We start from the raw sequence: 14,631 nt of genomic DNA, 5'->3' as shown, positions 1-14,631 counted from the left end.
CCCCCCCCCCCTCCCCCCTCCCCTCCCCCAGCCCTTATCTCCTCCCGACCCACCGTCCGCCAGCCTTGCCGAAGGAGTCCGACGGCCGCACCGCCACGCACCTTCCCACCTGGAGGTCCCATGACCGAGGCGCTGCCCTTCCCGCAGGACCGCACCTGTCCCTACGACCCGCCCGCCGGCTACCAGCCCCTGCGCGACAGCCGCCCCCTGTCCCGCGTGACGCTCTACGACGGGCGCCCCGCCTGGGTGGTGACCGGGCACGCCGAGTCGCGGGCGCTGCTCACCGACCCGCGCCTGTCCGCCGACCGGCAGAACCCGGCGTTCCCCTCCCCCGCCCCGCGCTTCGAGACGCTGCGCAAGGTGCGCACCCCGCTGCTGGGCGTCGACGATCCCGAGCACAACACGCAGCGCCGGATGCTGATACCGAGCTTCAGCGTCAAGCGCGCCACCGAGCTGCGCCCCCGTATCCAGGAGATCGTGGACCGGCTGCTGGACGCCATGGAGGAGCAGGGCCCGCCCGCCGAGCTGGTGTCCGCCTTCGCGCTGCCCGTGCCGTCCATGGTGATCTGCGCGCTCCTGGGCGTCCCGTACGCCGACCACGAGCTGTTCGAGGGCCTGTCCCGAACGCTCCTGCAGAGCGTCGACCCGCAGGAGGTCACCGAGGCCCGGGACGAGCTGGAGGACTACTTCACCGGCCTGGTCGAGCGCAAGCGGAAGGAGCCGGGCGACGGCCTGCTGGACGAGCTGATCGCCGAGCGGCTGGACTCCGGCGAGCTGGGCCACCGCGAACTGGTCCGGATGGCCATGCTGCTGCTGGTGGCCGGGCACGAGACCACCTCCAACATGCTGTCCCTGGGCACCTTCACGCTCCTGGAACACCCCGAGCAGTTCGCCGCCCTGCGCGCCGACCCGTCGCTGCTCCCGACCGCGGTCGAGGAGCTGCTGCGGTTCCTGTCCATCGCCGACGGCATGGTGCGGGTGGCGACCGAGGACATCGAGATCGGCGGCGTGACGATCCGGGCGGACGACGGCGTGATCTTCTCCACCTCGGTCGTCAACCGGGACGGCTCCGCCTACGCCTCGCCGGACACCCTGGACTGGGAGCGCCCCGCCCGCCACCACGTCGCCTTCGGCTTCGGCGTCCACCAGTGCCTGGGCCAGAACCTGGCCCGCGCGGAGATGGAGATCGCCTTCGGGGCGCTCTTCGCCCGCTTCCCCGGGCTGCGGCTGGCGGTGCCCGCCGCCGGGATACCCGTCAAGCCCGGCCACACCCTCCAGGGCCTGGTCGAACTGCCCGTCACCTGGTAGCCCACGCCCTGTACCCGTCAACGGAGGAGAGCCGCCATGAAGATCGACATCGATACGTCCGTATGCATCGGCTCCGGCCAGTGCGTACTGACCGCACCGGGGGTGTTCACCCAGGACGACGACGGTTTCAGCACCCTGCTGCCCGGCCGCGAGGACGGCGCGGGCGACCCGCTCGTACGCGAGGCCGCCCGCGCCTGTCCGGTTCAGGCGATCACGGTCACGGACGACTGACGGTCACCGCACCCGGGCCCGGTGCGCCGGGCCCGGGGCCCGCCCTACGGCAGGTCGTCGTCCAGCCCCTCCAACCCCTCCCCCACCACCGGCAGATCCAGCGTGCCGGTCTCCGCGCGCGAGCTGCGTACCGTCACCTGCTTGCTGCCACGGTTGCCGAAGTACGCGGTGTCGCTGGCGGCCATGACCAGCCGCAGCCGGTGGCCCGGCGCGAAGCGGTGGACGATCGCGGGCAGGTCGACGGTGAACTCCCGGGTGACGTCGGGCACCCGTACAGGGGCCACCAGGCGGTGTACGAGGGTCTTGCCGCCGTTCGGCGCGACGTCGTAGAGCTTGAGGAAGAGCAGCAGCCGGTCGGCCGCGTCATCGGAGCGCTGGGTGCGTTCGGCGTCGGGGGAATGGACGCGGAGGGTGGCGCGGGGCGCGCCGACCACGTCCACGGGCCGCCCGCGCACCGGCTCGGACGTCCAGTCCAGGTAGGTGCCCCGGGTGTCGTACGGCTTGGGGTTCGGCAGCTTCGTCAGGGCGGCCAGCGAGCTTTCCGAATGGCTCGACGCGACCCGCCAGTTGCGGTAGTGGCGGCTGCCGGTGGCCACGTCCGCCGGGTTGTCCACGAGCTTGCCGTCGCCGGAGAGGTACAGCCGCCGCGGGATGCCGACGGGGTAGACCTCCGAGGCCGCGTAGGCAGGGCCACGGGCCGCCCAGTCGCGGTAGTACGCGAACGCCGGACCGGTGTCGGTGTCCCACTCCCGGCGCAGATAGCGGCCGAACCAGGCGAGGGTGCGCCGGCCCACGTAACTGGTCTCGAAGTTCCCCTTGCCCAGGTCGAGTTCGCCGGGCGCCGGGTCGGTCATGCCGCCGCTGTGGCCCCAGGACTGCCAGATCATCGCGGTGTCGGTGCCCTGGGCCCGCAGGGTCTCGAATGTCGCGGCGGCCTCGTTGAGGTTGAAGAGGGTGTCCGCCTGCCCCTGGACGAGCAGGGTGGGCGTACGGACCGTGGCGAGGTAGGAGGACGGGGAGACGCTGCGCGCGTAGTCGAGCGCGGCTTCCGTGGGGGCGGACGGATAGCGGCCGGAGTTCAGCCGCTTCTTCAGCTCGCACGCCTGCGCGACGAAGTGCACACAGCCCGCGCCGCCGCCCCGGGACGGGTCCAGACGCGGGTGCAGCAGGCCCTGCGCCTCGCCGATGAGGTAGAAGCCGTTGGTCCACTGGTGCTTGTACGCGCCCGGGGCCGGCCCCGCGACGCCGGAGGTGCGGTCGGCGTTGTCGGGCGCCAGCGCGTACGTGAGGTCGTGCCAGGTGATCAGCGGGACCAGGGCGTCCAGGCGCTCGTCCGCCGACGCGGTGGCCAGCTGGATCGCGCCGCCGTACGAGCCGCCGAACATCCCCGCCCGCGGGTCGCGCGGGCCGTCCTTGGTGACGAAGTCGACGCGGACGCCGTTCTTGGCCGCCCGCTGCCCGGCGAGGAAGTCCAGGATCTGGCTCGCCGCCCGCCCGTCGATCCGCGGGTCGTCCAGGGAGATCGGGCAGCCGGTCCGGCCGAAGCCGAGGCCGGAGTAGGCCAGCGCGACATAGCCGCGGGAGGCGAAGGCGCGGGCGATGGCGTCGGTGGAGCCGTCCGACTTGCTGCCGCCGAAGCCGTTGGTGGTCACGACGGCGGGTGCCGGGTGCGCGGCGTCCACCCCGGTGGGGCGGTACAGGTCGGCGTCCAGTGTGCAGTCCCGGCCGCCGGCCCGTACCGGCAGCTTCAGGGGCGTGACGGCGTAACCGGGCTGCCGGGGGCCCGCCGCGCCGGCCGGGCCGGCGGCCGTGACCGGCCCGAGGAGGGCGGCGCAGGCGGCGAGGCACACGGAGGCGGTGACGGGCAGCCGCGCGGATCGGGTGCGCGCCGCGCGCCGGACGGGCCGGGACGCGGCCCCGGGCAGGGCACTGGACACGCTGGGCACGCAGACCTCCACAACGGCACGCCGTACCAAGCGGTCGGTAACGGCCGGCTCATGGTGTGACACGGGTAACAGAGGTGTCAACGCGGATTGTCTCCCGGCCGTGCCGGGTCCGTCCGGAAGGCTCCGCCCGAACCACTCGATGGGCTACACGAACAGCCGGATCCCGGCCCGCCGGACCACCCGTTCGAGAGCGGTACGGGATCTGTCGCGCAGGACCGGGTCGCTCGTCCGGGTGGCGCACCCGCTCTCAGGGGCGCCCGCCCTCAGCGGCGCTCGCGCAGCGCCGGTACGTCGTACGTCAGCGTCCCGGCCGCCGCGTCCAGCTCCGCCCGTACCCCCAGCGGCATCGTCAGCGCCGAGTCGCCGTGCCCGAAGCCGAACTCCTCCACCACCGGCACCCCGAGCGGCCCGAGGCGGTCCAGCAGCACCGCGCGGAGGTTCTCGTACGGGCCGCAGCGGGCCCACGAACCGAGTACGACGCCCGCGACGCCGTCCAGCCACCCGGCGCGCAGCAGCTGGGTCAGTGCGCGGTCCACGCGGTACGGGGGCTCGCCCACGTCCTCCAGCAGGAGCAGGCCCCCGGCGGCGCCCGCGCGGGCGTGCGGCGTGCCGAGGTCGGCGGCGAGCAGGGACAGGCAGCCGCCCAGCGTGACGCCGCTCGCCCGGCCCGGCACCAGCGGCCGGGCGGCCGGCGAGGTGACGACCCGGGCCGAGCCGGGCGCGAAGAGCGTGCGCCGCAGGTGCTCGCGGGTCGGCTCGTCCTTGAGGAACACCTCGCCCGCGACGGCCGGGCCGTGCAGCGTCGCCACCCCGGCGCGCACCGCGAACGCCTCGTGAAGGGCCGTCACATCGCTGAAGCCGACCAGCGCTTTGGGGCCGTGCGCGCGGAAGGCGGCCCGCACCGCCGCCCAGTCCAGCAGGTCGGCCACGCGCTGCGCGCCGTATCCCCCGCGCGCCGCGAACACCGCCGCGACGCCCGGGTCGCACAGCGCCTCCTGGAGATCGCGGGCGCGCTCCTCGTCCGTGCCCGCCAGGTACGGCAAGGCGGCGTGCCGGCCGCGCACGTGGGGCGCCTCGACCGGATCGAGGTCCCAGCCGCGCAGCAGGTCGGCCCCGGCGTCCAGCCGGTCCGGCACGACCGGGCCGCTCGGCGCGACGATGCGCACCTGGTCGCCGGGCACCAGGCGGCGGGGGCGGTCCCCGGCGCCGACGGAACCGGGGCCTGTCACTTCGTCAGCTCCAGCGGCGGGACGTCCGTACGGGCGATGCCGAAGGTCTGGGCGTACAGCGACAGTTCCGCCTCCACGGCGCGCACGATGGTCTCCGCGCGCCGGAAGCCGTGGCCCTCGCCCTCGAAGGCCAGGTAGGCGTGCGGGGTGCCGCGGCCGGCGACCGCGCGCAGGAAGCGTTCGCACTGGGCGGGCGGGCACACCGCGTCGTCGAGGCCCTGGAGGAGCAGGAAGGGCGCGGAGATCCGGTCCGCGTGGTGCAGCGGGGACCGCTCGCGGTAGCGGTCCGGCACCTGGTCGTGCGGGCCGATCAGGCTCTCCAGGTACTGCGACTCGAAGTCGTGGGTGCCGTCCTCGGACCAGCCCACCAGGTCGAGGACCGGGTAGCTGATGGTGGCGCAGGCGTACAGGTCCGTCGTCACCAGCGAGGCCGCCGCGGTCCAGCCGCCCGCGCTGCCGCCGCGCACGGCCAGCCGGCGGCGGTCGGCGGTGCCCTCGTCGGCCAGCGCCTCGGCGACGGCCGCGCAGTCCTCGACGTCCACCACGCCCCACTGCTCCCGCAGCCGCTCGCGGTAGGCCCGTCCGTAGCCGGTCGAACCGCCGTAATTGACCACGGCGACACCGATGCCGCGAGAGGTGAAGTAGGCCACCTCCAGGTCCAGGACGAGCGGGGCGTGGCCGGTGGGGCCGCCGTGCGCCCACACCACGTAGGGCGGCAGTTCGCCGTCGGGGGCGCGGTGGCCGGGGCTGTGCGGCGGGTGGATGTGGGCGTGGACGTCGCGGCCGTCCGGGCCGGTGAAGGTGCGGCTCTGCGGCTCGGGGTAGTACGCCGGGTCCACGGCGTCGGTGTGCCGCGCCGCGATCACCCGGGCCCGGCCGGTGCAGGTGTCCAGCTCCACGATCTCGTGCGCGCTGCGCGGGCCGGCGGCGATGCCGATCACCCGGCTGCCGTGCACGGCCAGCGACGGCGCCCACTGCGTCCACGGCCCGGCCGCGTCCACCAGGTCGCCGCCGACCGGGTCGAGGATGCCGAGCGAGGTGGCGCCGCGGCCGTGCACGACGGCGATCGTGCCGCCGTCCAGCGGCAGGAACCAGCGCATCCCGATCTTCCACAGCGGGCCACCGAACTCCTCCTGCCGGGGCGGGCACAGGCGCCTGCCGGGCGTGCCGTCCAGGTCCGCCGGGTCGGCGCGGCGCAGCTCCCACCAGCCGTCGGCGTCGGAGACGTAGAGCAGCGTGCCGTCCGCGTCCCACTCGACCTGCGCGATGGACTCCTCGGGGCCGCCGGCGAACTCCCGTACGCCGGTGAACACGCCGCCGTCGGTGATGCCGGCGAGCAGCACGAGCGTGCCGTCCCACGGCATCCGCGGGTGGTCCCAGGCGATCCACGCCGCGTGCCGCCCGTCCGGGGAGATCCGCGGTCCCGTCACGAAGCGGTGCCGGTCGTCGCTCAGTTCGCGCACCGCCGTACGGTCCTCGGCCGCCGAACCGTCCAGCGGCACCGCGGCGATCACCCGGCGCACATCGGTCGGCCGGGGCCCGGTGAACTCCTCCAGGACGCACCACACCTCGCCGCGGTCCAGGCGCAGCACCGGGTCGGCCCAGCGCAGTCCGCCGCCGACGGCCGAGACCGGGGTCAGCGGGCGGGGCGCGGCGCCGTCGTCCGGGGTGTACGCGTACAGCCGCTGGTCGGCGAAGTCGCAGAAGACCACGACCGTGCGGCCGTCCGCGTCCACCGCGCCGGCCCAGGGCTGGCCGCCGTACTCGATGACCCGGCTGCGCACGTTCCACGGCGCGGGCAGCACGGTCTCCTCCGTGCCGTCGAGCCCCCTGCGCACCAGCGCGCGCCGGCCGCCCTCCGCGGGGCGGGCCTCGGTCCACCACACCTCGGCCCCTACCACGCCGACGTACTCGGGGCGGCCGTCGTGCTCGGCGACCAGCCGGGCGTCGATCGGGGACGGCCAGGCTCCGTAGGGGGCCGTGGTCACCATCGTGGCGTTCCTCCTCAGTCGCTGGAGCCGCCAAGCCTGTCGTACGCGCGGCCGGGCATCAACCCGTACGTATCACCCTTCGACCGACCTCAGGAAGTGGTCGAGGACCCGGACGCCGAAGTGCAGCGCCTCGACCGGAACGCGTTCGTCCACCCCGTGGAAGAGCGCCTGGTAGTCGAAACCTTCCGGCAGCTTGAGCGGCGAGAAGCCGTATCCGGTGATGCCCAGGCGGGAGAACTGCTTGGCGTCCGTGCCGCCCGACATGCAGTACGGCACCACATGGCCGCCCGGGTCGAAGCGCTCGATCGCGGCCCGCATCGCCGCGTACGCGGGCGAGTCGACCGGGGCCTGGAGGGCGACCTCGCCGTGGTCGTACGCCCAGGTGACGTCGGGTCCGGTGAGGCGGTCCATGGTGGTGCGGAACTCCGCCTCGCCGCCGGGGACCACCCGCCCGTCCACGTGGGCGACGGCGTTGCCCGGGATGACGTTGACCTTGTAACCGGCCTCCAGCATCGTCGGGTTGGCGCTGTTGCGGACCGTCGGCTCGACGAGTGCGGCCGACGGGCCGAGCTTGCTGAGCAGCGTGTCCACGTCGAAGTCCGGGGCGTCCAGGCGGGCCTCGATGCCGTGCAGGGCGGCCAGTTCGGTGAGCGCGGCGCGCACGGTGTCGGTGAGCCGCACCGGCCAGCGGTGCTCGCCGATGCGGGCCACGGCCGCGGCGAGCCGGCTGACCGCGTTGGCGCGGTTGACCTTGGAGCCGTGCCCGGCCCGGCCCTCGGCGGTCAGTTTCAGCCAGGCCGTGCCGCGCTCGCCCGCCGCGACCGGGTAGACCCGCATCCCGCCGCCCGCGTGGAAGGTGAAGGCGCCGGACTCGCTGATGCCCTCCGTGCAGCCCTCGAACAGACCGGGGTGGTGGTCGGCGAGGAAGCCCGCGCCGTCGATGGCGCTGGCCTCCTCGTCGGCCGTGAAGGCCAGCACCAGGTCGCGCCGGGGCCGCACGCCGCTGCGCGCCCACTGCCGTACGGCCGCGAGCACCATCGCGTCCATGTTCTTCATGTCCACGGCACCCCGGCCCCATACGACGCCGTTCTCGACCTCGCCGGAGAACGGGTGCCGGGTCCAGTCGGCGGGCTCGGCGGGCACCACGTCCAGGTGCCCGTGCACGAGCAGGGCCGCGGCGCCCGGGTCGGTGCCCTCGACGCGCGCGACCACGTTCGTACGGCCCGGGGTGCGCTCCAGCAGCACCGGCTCCAGACCGGCCTCCGCGAGCCGCTCCGCGACGTACTCGGCGGCCGGGCGCTCCCGGCAGTCGCCGCCGCCGCGGTTGGTGGTGTCGATACGGATCAGGTCGGAGGTGAACCGTACGACCTCGTCGAGGGCCTGTCCGTCCACCGCGTCGCCGGCGCGGTCCGCCATGTCGTCGGCGCTGTCAGCCATATTGCTCCTCCACCGCCGACGACACGACGGTGGTGACCGTCTTGAAGCAGCGGATCGCTTCGTACATGTTCTCGCTGGTATACGCGACGCGCCGCTCGCCGGTCCGCTCGACACCCGGCACGCAGGTCGCCTGGCCCACCAGGTGCTCGGCGTCGAACTCCACCTCCACGGTGTACGGGCCGCCGCGTACCGGCTCGGTGCGCACCGCGAGCGCCGCGGCCTCCCGCGCGGCCGCCCGGATGTCGGCCGCCGTACGGGCCGGCGGGCGGCATACGGCGGCGTAGCGCGAGACGTAGTCCTTGACCGCCACGGCCCGCGCGTCGGGCGCGTACCCGGCGGCGTCGTCGCAGGTCCGGTCGTCGCCGGTCACCAGCACCACCGGCACACCGTATTCGGCCACCACCAGGGAGTTGAGGTAGCCCTCGCTGGCCCGCGTGCCGTTCACCCACACGCCGGTCAGGGAGTTGGCCAGGTAGGTGTGGGCCAGCACGCCTTCCGTACCGGCGCCCGCGTGGTAGCCGATGAACGCGACGCCGTCCACGTCGCCGTACTGGACGCCCTCCACCATGCTCAGCGCCTTGTGCTTGCCGGTGAGCAGCTGCGCGCGCTCGTCCAGCTCCTCCAGCAGCAGGTTGCGCATCGACCAGTGGGCCTCGTTGACCAGGACCTCGTCGGCGCCGCCGGCGAAGAACCCGGCGACCGCCGCGTTGACGTCGCCGGTGAACACCGGCCGGAACCGCTGCCACTGGGCGTGGCCCGGCAGGACGTCGTCCGGCCAGGTCACTCCGGTGGCGCCCTCCATGTCGGCGGAAATGAGGATCTTCACCATGCACCCGTCCCATCGCAGCTAGGAGGCGGACCGCTCCGGCACCGGCCCGGGGCCACGCCGTCGCGCGCGTCACCGGGCAGGATTCCCACCATAACCAGGGGCGACGCCGGGCGGCCGGGGCGTGTCCAGGCGGGGACGGCCGGGGTGTCCTGCCGGGTGCCGGGCCACACCCCCGTGACGGCCCGGCACCCGGCCGCGGGTCAGCCCCGGGCCGCCGGGCGGGGCGGCAGCCAGTGCCGGACCCGGAAATCGCCCTTCTCCAAGGTCTCGAAGGGCGCGCTGCTCTGGCACTTCCCGACGCTGTTCCGGGGCAGGCCGTCCATGGCCCAGCTGTAGCCGAGCCGGTCCTTCCTGCCGTCGTCCAGCACGGTGAAGCCGAACCGCTTGCCCTTGATGTCGCCGAGTTCGGGATAGCCGGGAGCGCCGGTGAAGTCCACCTCGGTGACCACGCCGGTGGCCACCGCGACCGGGCCGCCCGTCAGCAGGCAGTCGATACGGCCCTTGAAGTGCCCGCCCCACTTCTTGTCCATGTGGTGGCTGACGTAGAACGTGCCGTTCGCCTTGTCGGCGAAGCCGTGCGCGTCGAAGGCGAAGTGCACGTCGTCGCCCGGGCGCCGCTGGAGCTTGCCCGCGCCGGTGAGCGACGGCTCCGCCGTACGCCCGGCAGCCCGGGCATCGGCCGGGGCCGCCCCGCCCGGGGCCGCCGCGCCGAGTGTCAGCACACTTCCGGCGCAGAGGGCGAGGGCCGTGGCGACGGCGGCGGAAGGACGGCGGACGCGCGGCATGTCTTCTCCTGAGGACGCGGTGCCCGGTGGCTTGCCACCGGCGGCCGGTTCTCCCGGCCGTGCACCACCGTGCCGTCCGCCGCTCGTGCCCGGCATCGCCCTTCAGGCCGGGGCGCCTCCGCCGTACGGGGGAAGCGCGGCGGTACCCGGGGCCGATGCGCGGGCGGCCCCGGGACGCGTGCCCGCGGCGGTCAGCCCGCCACCCCCGCGACCAGCCAGTTCGTCGGGATCTCGATACGGGAGCCGTCCGCGCGGTACTCGGTCGTCAGCAGCGGCAGCCGGCCGGTGCCGAGCACCCGCAGCCCGTAGGCCGCCAGCAGTTCGGGGACGACCGAGTCCGCCATCTCGCCGGGCGCGATGCCGTGCGCGAGGACGGCCCGCAGCTTGCCGGGCGGGCCCCCGGGGCCCTGCGCCAGCGACGCGAAGACGTCCCGGGACGCCTCGGCCGGTTCGACGGCGAAGATCCGGCCGCGCCGGCCCAGCAGCGTCGCGATGTTCGCCACGATCCGGGGCCGGTCCTCCGGCGCGCACTGGTGCAGGACGCCGCGCAGATACACGTTCACCTCGCCCAGTTCGCCGTGCAGCGCCCGTACGGCCGCCGGGTCGGACGCGTCCAGGCACCGGTATTCGGCCACCCCGGAGGGATCGTCGGCGCGGGCGTGCGCGACGGCGGCGGCCGAGAGGTCGACGCCGATCGCGCGCGGGTAGCGGCCGGCCAGGAAACGGGTCTGGGTGCCGTTGCCGCAGCCCAGGTCGACGACGGGCAGCGCGGCGTCGAAGTGGCCGGCGAACAGCGGCAGGTGCAGCTCGGCCGTCAGGGACGGGTCGGAGTCCCAGAACACCTCGCCCTCGCCCGCCGGCGCGTCGCGCCAGAAGCCTTCCCATGCACGCAGATACTGGCTCGAACCGCTCATGGCCAATTGCTACTGCCGTACCCGGTCCCCCGCAAGGCCGCCGACCGTTGTTTCACGCGGTGTTCGAGTCCGGTTCCTGTCCGTCGCGCGACCAGGTGGTGTCCTGACGGGGCAGATTCTGCTCGAACCACACCGTCTTGCCGGTCGCCGTCCGGCTCGTGCCCCACTCCCGCGCGAGCCTGCTGACCACCCGCAGCCCGCGCCCGAACTCGTCGTCGTCCGCCGCGCTCAGCATCTGCGGCAGGGCGTGGTCGTCGTCGGACACCTCGCACAGCAGGGCTTCCGTACGGACCAGGCGCAGCAGCACGTGCTGGGTGTGGGCGTGGCGTACCGCGTTGGTGACGACCTCGCTGACCAGCAGCTCGGCGGTCTCCGACGCCGCCCGCAGCCCCCACCGCGCCAGCTGGGCGCGGACCAGGCGGCGGGCGCGGCCCGCCTCGCGCGCGTCGATGGCCAGGCGCCATTCGGCCACGTCCTCCTGGGCGATGCCGTTGAGCCGCGCCATCAGCAGGGCCACGTCGTCCTTGCGGCCGCCGCGGACGTTCAGCGCACGGATGATGGCGTCGCAGGCGTCGTCCATGGAGGCGGCCGGGTGGGCGGCGGACTCGGCGAGCGCCGCCAGGCCGACGCCTATGTCCTCGCCGCGTACCTCCACCAGGCCGTCGGTGCACAGCACCAGCCGGTCCCCGGCCGCGACCGGGAGCGTGACCGCCTCGAACGGCACTCCGCCGACGCCGATGGGCGCGCCGGTCGGCAGGTCCAGCAGCTCGCTGCGGCCGTCCACGGCCCGCACCAGAACGGGCGGGATGTGCCCGGCGTTGGCGATCGTCAGCTGCTGGCCGATCGGGTCGTAGACCGCGTACAGGCAGGTGGCGAGGTAGTTGTCGCCGAGGCGCTGCGCGAGGTCGTCCAGGCTGCGCAGCAGCTGCGCGGGGTGCATGTCGATGGCGGCCATGGTCTGCACGGCCGTACGCAGCTGGCCCATCATCGCGGCGGAGTTCAGGCCGTGGCCCATCACGTCGCCGACGACGAGGGCGGTGCGGGAGCCGGGCAGCTTGATGGTGTCGAACCAGTCGCCGCCGACCCGGCCGAGGCGGGTGCCGGGCAGATAGCGGGTGGCCGTGTCGCAGCCCGCCATGCGGGGTTCGATGTGCGGCAGCATGCTGTCCTGGAGCGTCTCGGCGACGTTCTCCTGGTAGGTGTACATGCGGGCGTTGTCCAGGACGAGGCCGGCGCGGGCGGCCAGTTCGGCGCCGGTGACCCGGTCCATGTCGTTGAACTCCATGCGCTCCGGGTGGCGCAGCAGGATCATGAAGCCCAGGACCACGTTGCGCGCCTTGAGCGGCACCACCAGCAGCGAGCGGCGGTTGATCAGCGGGCTGATGTCCCGCTTCTCGAACTGCGCGGCGATGGCGTTGCCCAGCTCCTCGCTGATGCGCGGGATCAGCACCGGCTCGCCGGTGGTCATGCACTGGAAGAACGGGGTGTGCACGGGGAACGGCATCGACTCGCCGACCGGCACCACGTCGTCCCACCGGCCCGGCTCGTCGTTGTGCTCCACCGCGACGCGGTGCCACAGGGTCGTGGCGTCCGGCGGGCCGTCGGGGAAGCCCTCGCCCGCGACGACCTGTTCGCGCAGATAGGTGCCGGCGACGTCGGTGAAGCGCGGTACGACGGCCTCGCTGACCTCCTGGATCGTGTGGGCCAGGTCGAGGGAGGAGCCGATCCGGCCGCTGACCTCGTTCAGGAACTCCAACCGCTCGCGGACGGCGGCGTATTCGAGGTCGGACTCCAGCTCCGCCGCGGCCTCGGCGGCGGACTGCGCGTCCTGGGCGGTGTCGGCGGTGCGCAGCAGCCGGGCCCGGCGCTCCACCCGGCGCGGCACGCCCCAGTCGGGGGTGACCGGGAAGCGCTCCTGCTGGCTGATCTCCAGCACCGGATAGCCCAGTTCCAGGACCTGGGAGACGATCCGGGCGCTCTCCTGCGGGCTCATGCTCGGCAGTATCTGGGGCAGTTGGGCGGCCAGCACCTCCGAGCCGGGGAAGTCGGTGTGCAGGGCGAATCCGGGCGCGAAGCGCTCGCTCTCCTCGGTGGTGTCGTCCGTGCCACCGTGGTGGTGCAGTTGGTCGGCGTCCGCCGCGAGCACGAGCAGCCGCTCCTCGCCGGGCCCCACCAGGGGATACGCCCACCACAGGATGTCGACCGTGCCGCGCTGCACATCCGCCATGCGGGCGCGGCCCGCGGTGGGGTAGGCGGCCCGGCCGCCGAGCGATGCCTCCAGGTCGGGCCCGTCGAGCCGCTCGCCGTCCTCCTCGTCCCAGTCGCGCGCCGACCACTCCTGCCCGAGCGCGCCGGAGACCGGCATCAGATCGACGGCGGGCGTGCCCACCGCTTCCTCCCGGGTGGGTCCGAAGAGCCTGCGTGCGCCCGTGCTCCAGTGGGAGACCAGTCCGTCGGCGTCCACCACCACGACGGCGAGCGGTATCCGGCCGGGCACGGGGTCCCGTGGCGCCGGCACCTGAGGCACCGCGCCCACCCTGTCGTCGCCGTGCGACGGGCCACGCTCCATGGGCGGTTGCTCCTTCGTACACCGATCTTGCACCACCGCTACCACGGTACGACCGTGGGGTGACGGCGGGGGCCGCATTCACCGAATAGGTGGTGCGCCCCGCGCGAACGACCATGGCGCAAGCCGATCGGTCGTCCCGCGCGGCGCCACCGTCCCGCCGGCACCACGGCGCCGGCCCGCCGGAAGCGGAACGAACGGCCCCGGTTGGGGTCTTGCGGGCGCCCGTATGGTGAGGGCGTGCCCAGACGGACCGAACAGGTGACCGCGGGGGCCCGCCGGGCCGCCGCCCCCCGGGCCGGGCGGCAGGCCGGCCCCGCACCGGACGTCTTCGCCCCGCGCGGCGGCAACGACCAGGCCGAAGGGCCGGTGCCGCTGCACCGCCTGGACGTCCCCGCACCGCACCTCCTGCCCTTCGCCATCGGCTCGTTCGACACCATCGGGCCCCTGTCGCGGGCCGGTTTCCCGCACCGGCACTCCTTCCACGAGATCGTGTACGTGACGGGCGGCACCGGCAGCCACGTCCTCGACGAGGAACGGTGGCCGCTGCGCCCGCCCCACCTGTGCTTCATCACCCCGGGCCAGGTGCACTACTGGGACCGCGTCGCCGGCCTGCGCGGCTGGGTGATCCTGTTCACCGACGACTTCCTGCTGGCGCACCCCGGCGACCGGGACGCGCTGACGGAGCTGGGCGAGCGTCCGTGGATGCGGCCGGGACCGGAGGACGCGGCGCGGATGGCCGGCCTGGTGCGGGAGATGCTGCGGGAGTACGGCGAGCGGGCCCCGTCGTTCCGGTCGGTGCTCCAGGCGCAGTTGCACATCCTGATCGCCCGCGCGCTGCGGCTGTCCGCCCCGTACGGCGCGCCGGGCCCGTACGACGCGGGCGGCGCGGCGGGCCGGTCCGGCGTGCGGCGCACGGACCCCGTGTCGGGCCGGGCCGCCCTGGTGTCCCGGGAATTCACCCGGTTACTGGCCCAACCGGGTTCCGTGGGCCGTTCCGTCCGGTCCTACGCCGACGAACTCGGCGTATCCGTAGGGCATCTGACCGAGCTGGTCAAGCGCAGCACCGGCCGTACTCCGGGCCGTCTGATCCGGCACGCGCAGACCGTGGAGGCCAAGCGGCTGCTGTCCGGTTCCCGGCTGACGGTCGCTCAGGTGGCCCGCAGGGTGGGGTTCGCCGACCCCGCGTACTTCTGCCGCTTCTTCCGCCGGGAGACGGGACTGAGCCCCGGGGACTTCCGCCGCGCGGCGGGCGGCGCCGGAGGAATTCACCATGACCTCCGCGCCGAGTCCATCGAAGGGCCCGCGCGGCCCGAATAGCGTCTGTCGCGGCCGCTCAGCCGGTACCGGCGGCGCGGATGCCCGGCTCCTGCCACCCCCGCACCCGGGCTCCGC

11 protein-coding genes are annotated in these 14,631 nt (G+C 74.3%); 3 read left to right on the top strand and 8 right to left on the bottom strand.

Annotation, left to right across the window (positions count from 1 at the left end; all coding sequences use genetic code 11):
- The first annotated feature begins 120 nt into the window (after window positions 1-120).
- Together ADK86_RS13870 and ADK86_RS13865 are read left to right on the top strand one after the other, a co-directional pair.
- On the top strand, window positions 121-1,308 hold the full coding sequence (locus ADK86_RS13870; protein WP_053696856.1) for a cytochrome P450: 1,188 nt from the start codon (window positions 121-123) through the stop codon (window positions 1,306-1,308).
- 36 nt (window positions 1,309-1,344) lie between these two features.
- On the top strand, window positions 1,345-1,539 hold the full coding sequence (locus ADK86_RS13865) for a ferredoxin (protein ID WP_053696855.1): 195 nt from the start codon (window positions 1,345-1,347) through the stop codon (window positions 1,537-1,539).
- 44 nt (window positions 1,540-1,583) lie between these two features.
- Here the strand turns inward: ADK86_RS13865 and ADK86_RS13860 are convergent, their stop codons facing one another.
- From ADK86_RS13860 to ADK86_RS13825, 8 genes are all read right to left on the bottom strand, one after another.
- Window positions 1,584-3,485 (bottom strand): CocE/NonD family hydrolase, encoded by a 1,902-nt coding sequence (locus tag ADK86_RS13860; RefSeq protein ID WP_078952030.1) that lies wholly within the window; start codon window positions 3,483-3,485, stop codon window positions 1,584-1,586.
- Window positions 3,486-3,748: 263 nt separating this feature from the next.
- On the bottom strand, window positions 3,749-4,714 hold the full coding sequence (locus tag ADK86_RS13855; protein WP_053696854.1) for a S66 peptidase family protein: 966 nt from the start codon (window positions 4,712-4,714) through the stop codon (window positions 3,749-3,751).
- Window positions 4,711-6,705 (bottom strand): prolyl oligopeptidase family serine peptidase, encoded by a 1,995-nt coding sequence (locus ADK86_RS13850; protein ID WP_053696853.1) that lies wholly within the window; start codon window positions 6,703-6,705, stop codon window positions 4,711-4,713. Before ADK86_RS13850 ends, ADK86_RS13855 begins: the two co-directional genes overlap by 4 nt.
- A gap of 72 nt (window positions 6,706-6,777) precedes the next feature.
- Entirely contained in the window at window positions 6,778-8,121 is a 1,344-nt protein-coding gene (locus ADK86_RS13845; RefSeq protein WP_053696877.1) for a M20/M25/M40 family metallo-hydrolase, read from the bottom strand.
- Window positions 8,122-8,134: 13 nt separating this feature from the next.
- Entirely contained in the window at window positions 8,135-8,968 is an 834-nt protein-coding gene (locus ADK86_RS13840) for a M55 family metallopeptidase (protein ID WP_053696876.1), read from the bottom strand.
- Between the two features lie 203 nt (window positions 8,969-9,171).
- Entirely contained in the window at window positions 9,172-9,756 is a 585-nt protein-coding gene (locus ADK86_RS13835) for a hypothetical protein (RefSeq protein ID WP_053696852.1), read from the bottom strand.
- A gap of 191 nt (window positions 9,757-9,947) precedes the next feature.
- Complete coding sequence (locus ADK86_RS13830; RefSeq protein WP_053696851.1) at window positions 9,948-10,670, bottom strand: class I SAM-dependent methyltransferase; 723 nt, start codon at window positions 10,668-10,670, stop codon at window positions 9,948-9,950.
- A 52-nt stretch (window positions 10,671-10,722) separates the two neighbouring features.
- Window positions 10,723-13,239 (bottom strand): SpoIIE family protein phosphatase, encoded by a 2,517-nt coding sequence (locus tag ADK86_RS13825; protein WP_053696850.1) that lies wholly within the window; start codon window positions 13,237-13,239, stop codon window positions 10,723-10,725.
- A 372-nt stretch (window positions 13,240-13,611) separates the two neighbouring features.
- On the opposite strand from ADK86_RS13825, the gene ADK86_RS13820 reads away from it, so the two are divergent.
- On the top strand, window positions 13,612-14,556 hold the full coding sequence (locus ADK86_RS13820) for a helix-turn-helix domain-containing protein (protein WP_053696875.1): 945 nt from the start codon (window positions 13,612-13,614) through the stop codon (window positions 14,554-14,556).
- Window positions 14,557-14,631 lie beyond the last annotated feature (75 nt).

The organism is Streptomyces sp. NRRL F-5755 (genome assembly GCF_001279365.1).
Taxonomy (GTDB): Bacteria; Actinomycetota; Actinomycetes; order Streptomycetales; family Streptomycetaceae; genus Streptomyces; species Streptomyces rimosus.
The sequence above is the reverse complement of the archived record's forward strand: the minus strand, read 5'-3'. Positions and strand labels throughout refer to the sequence as shown.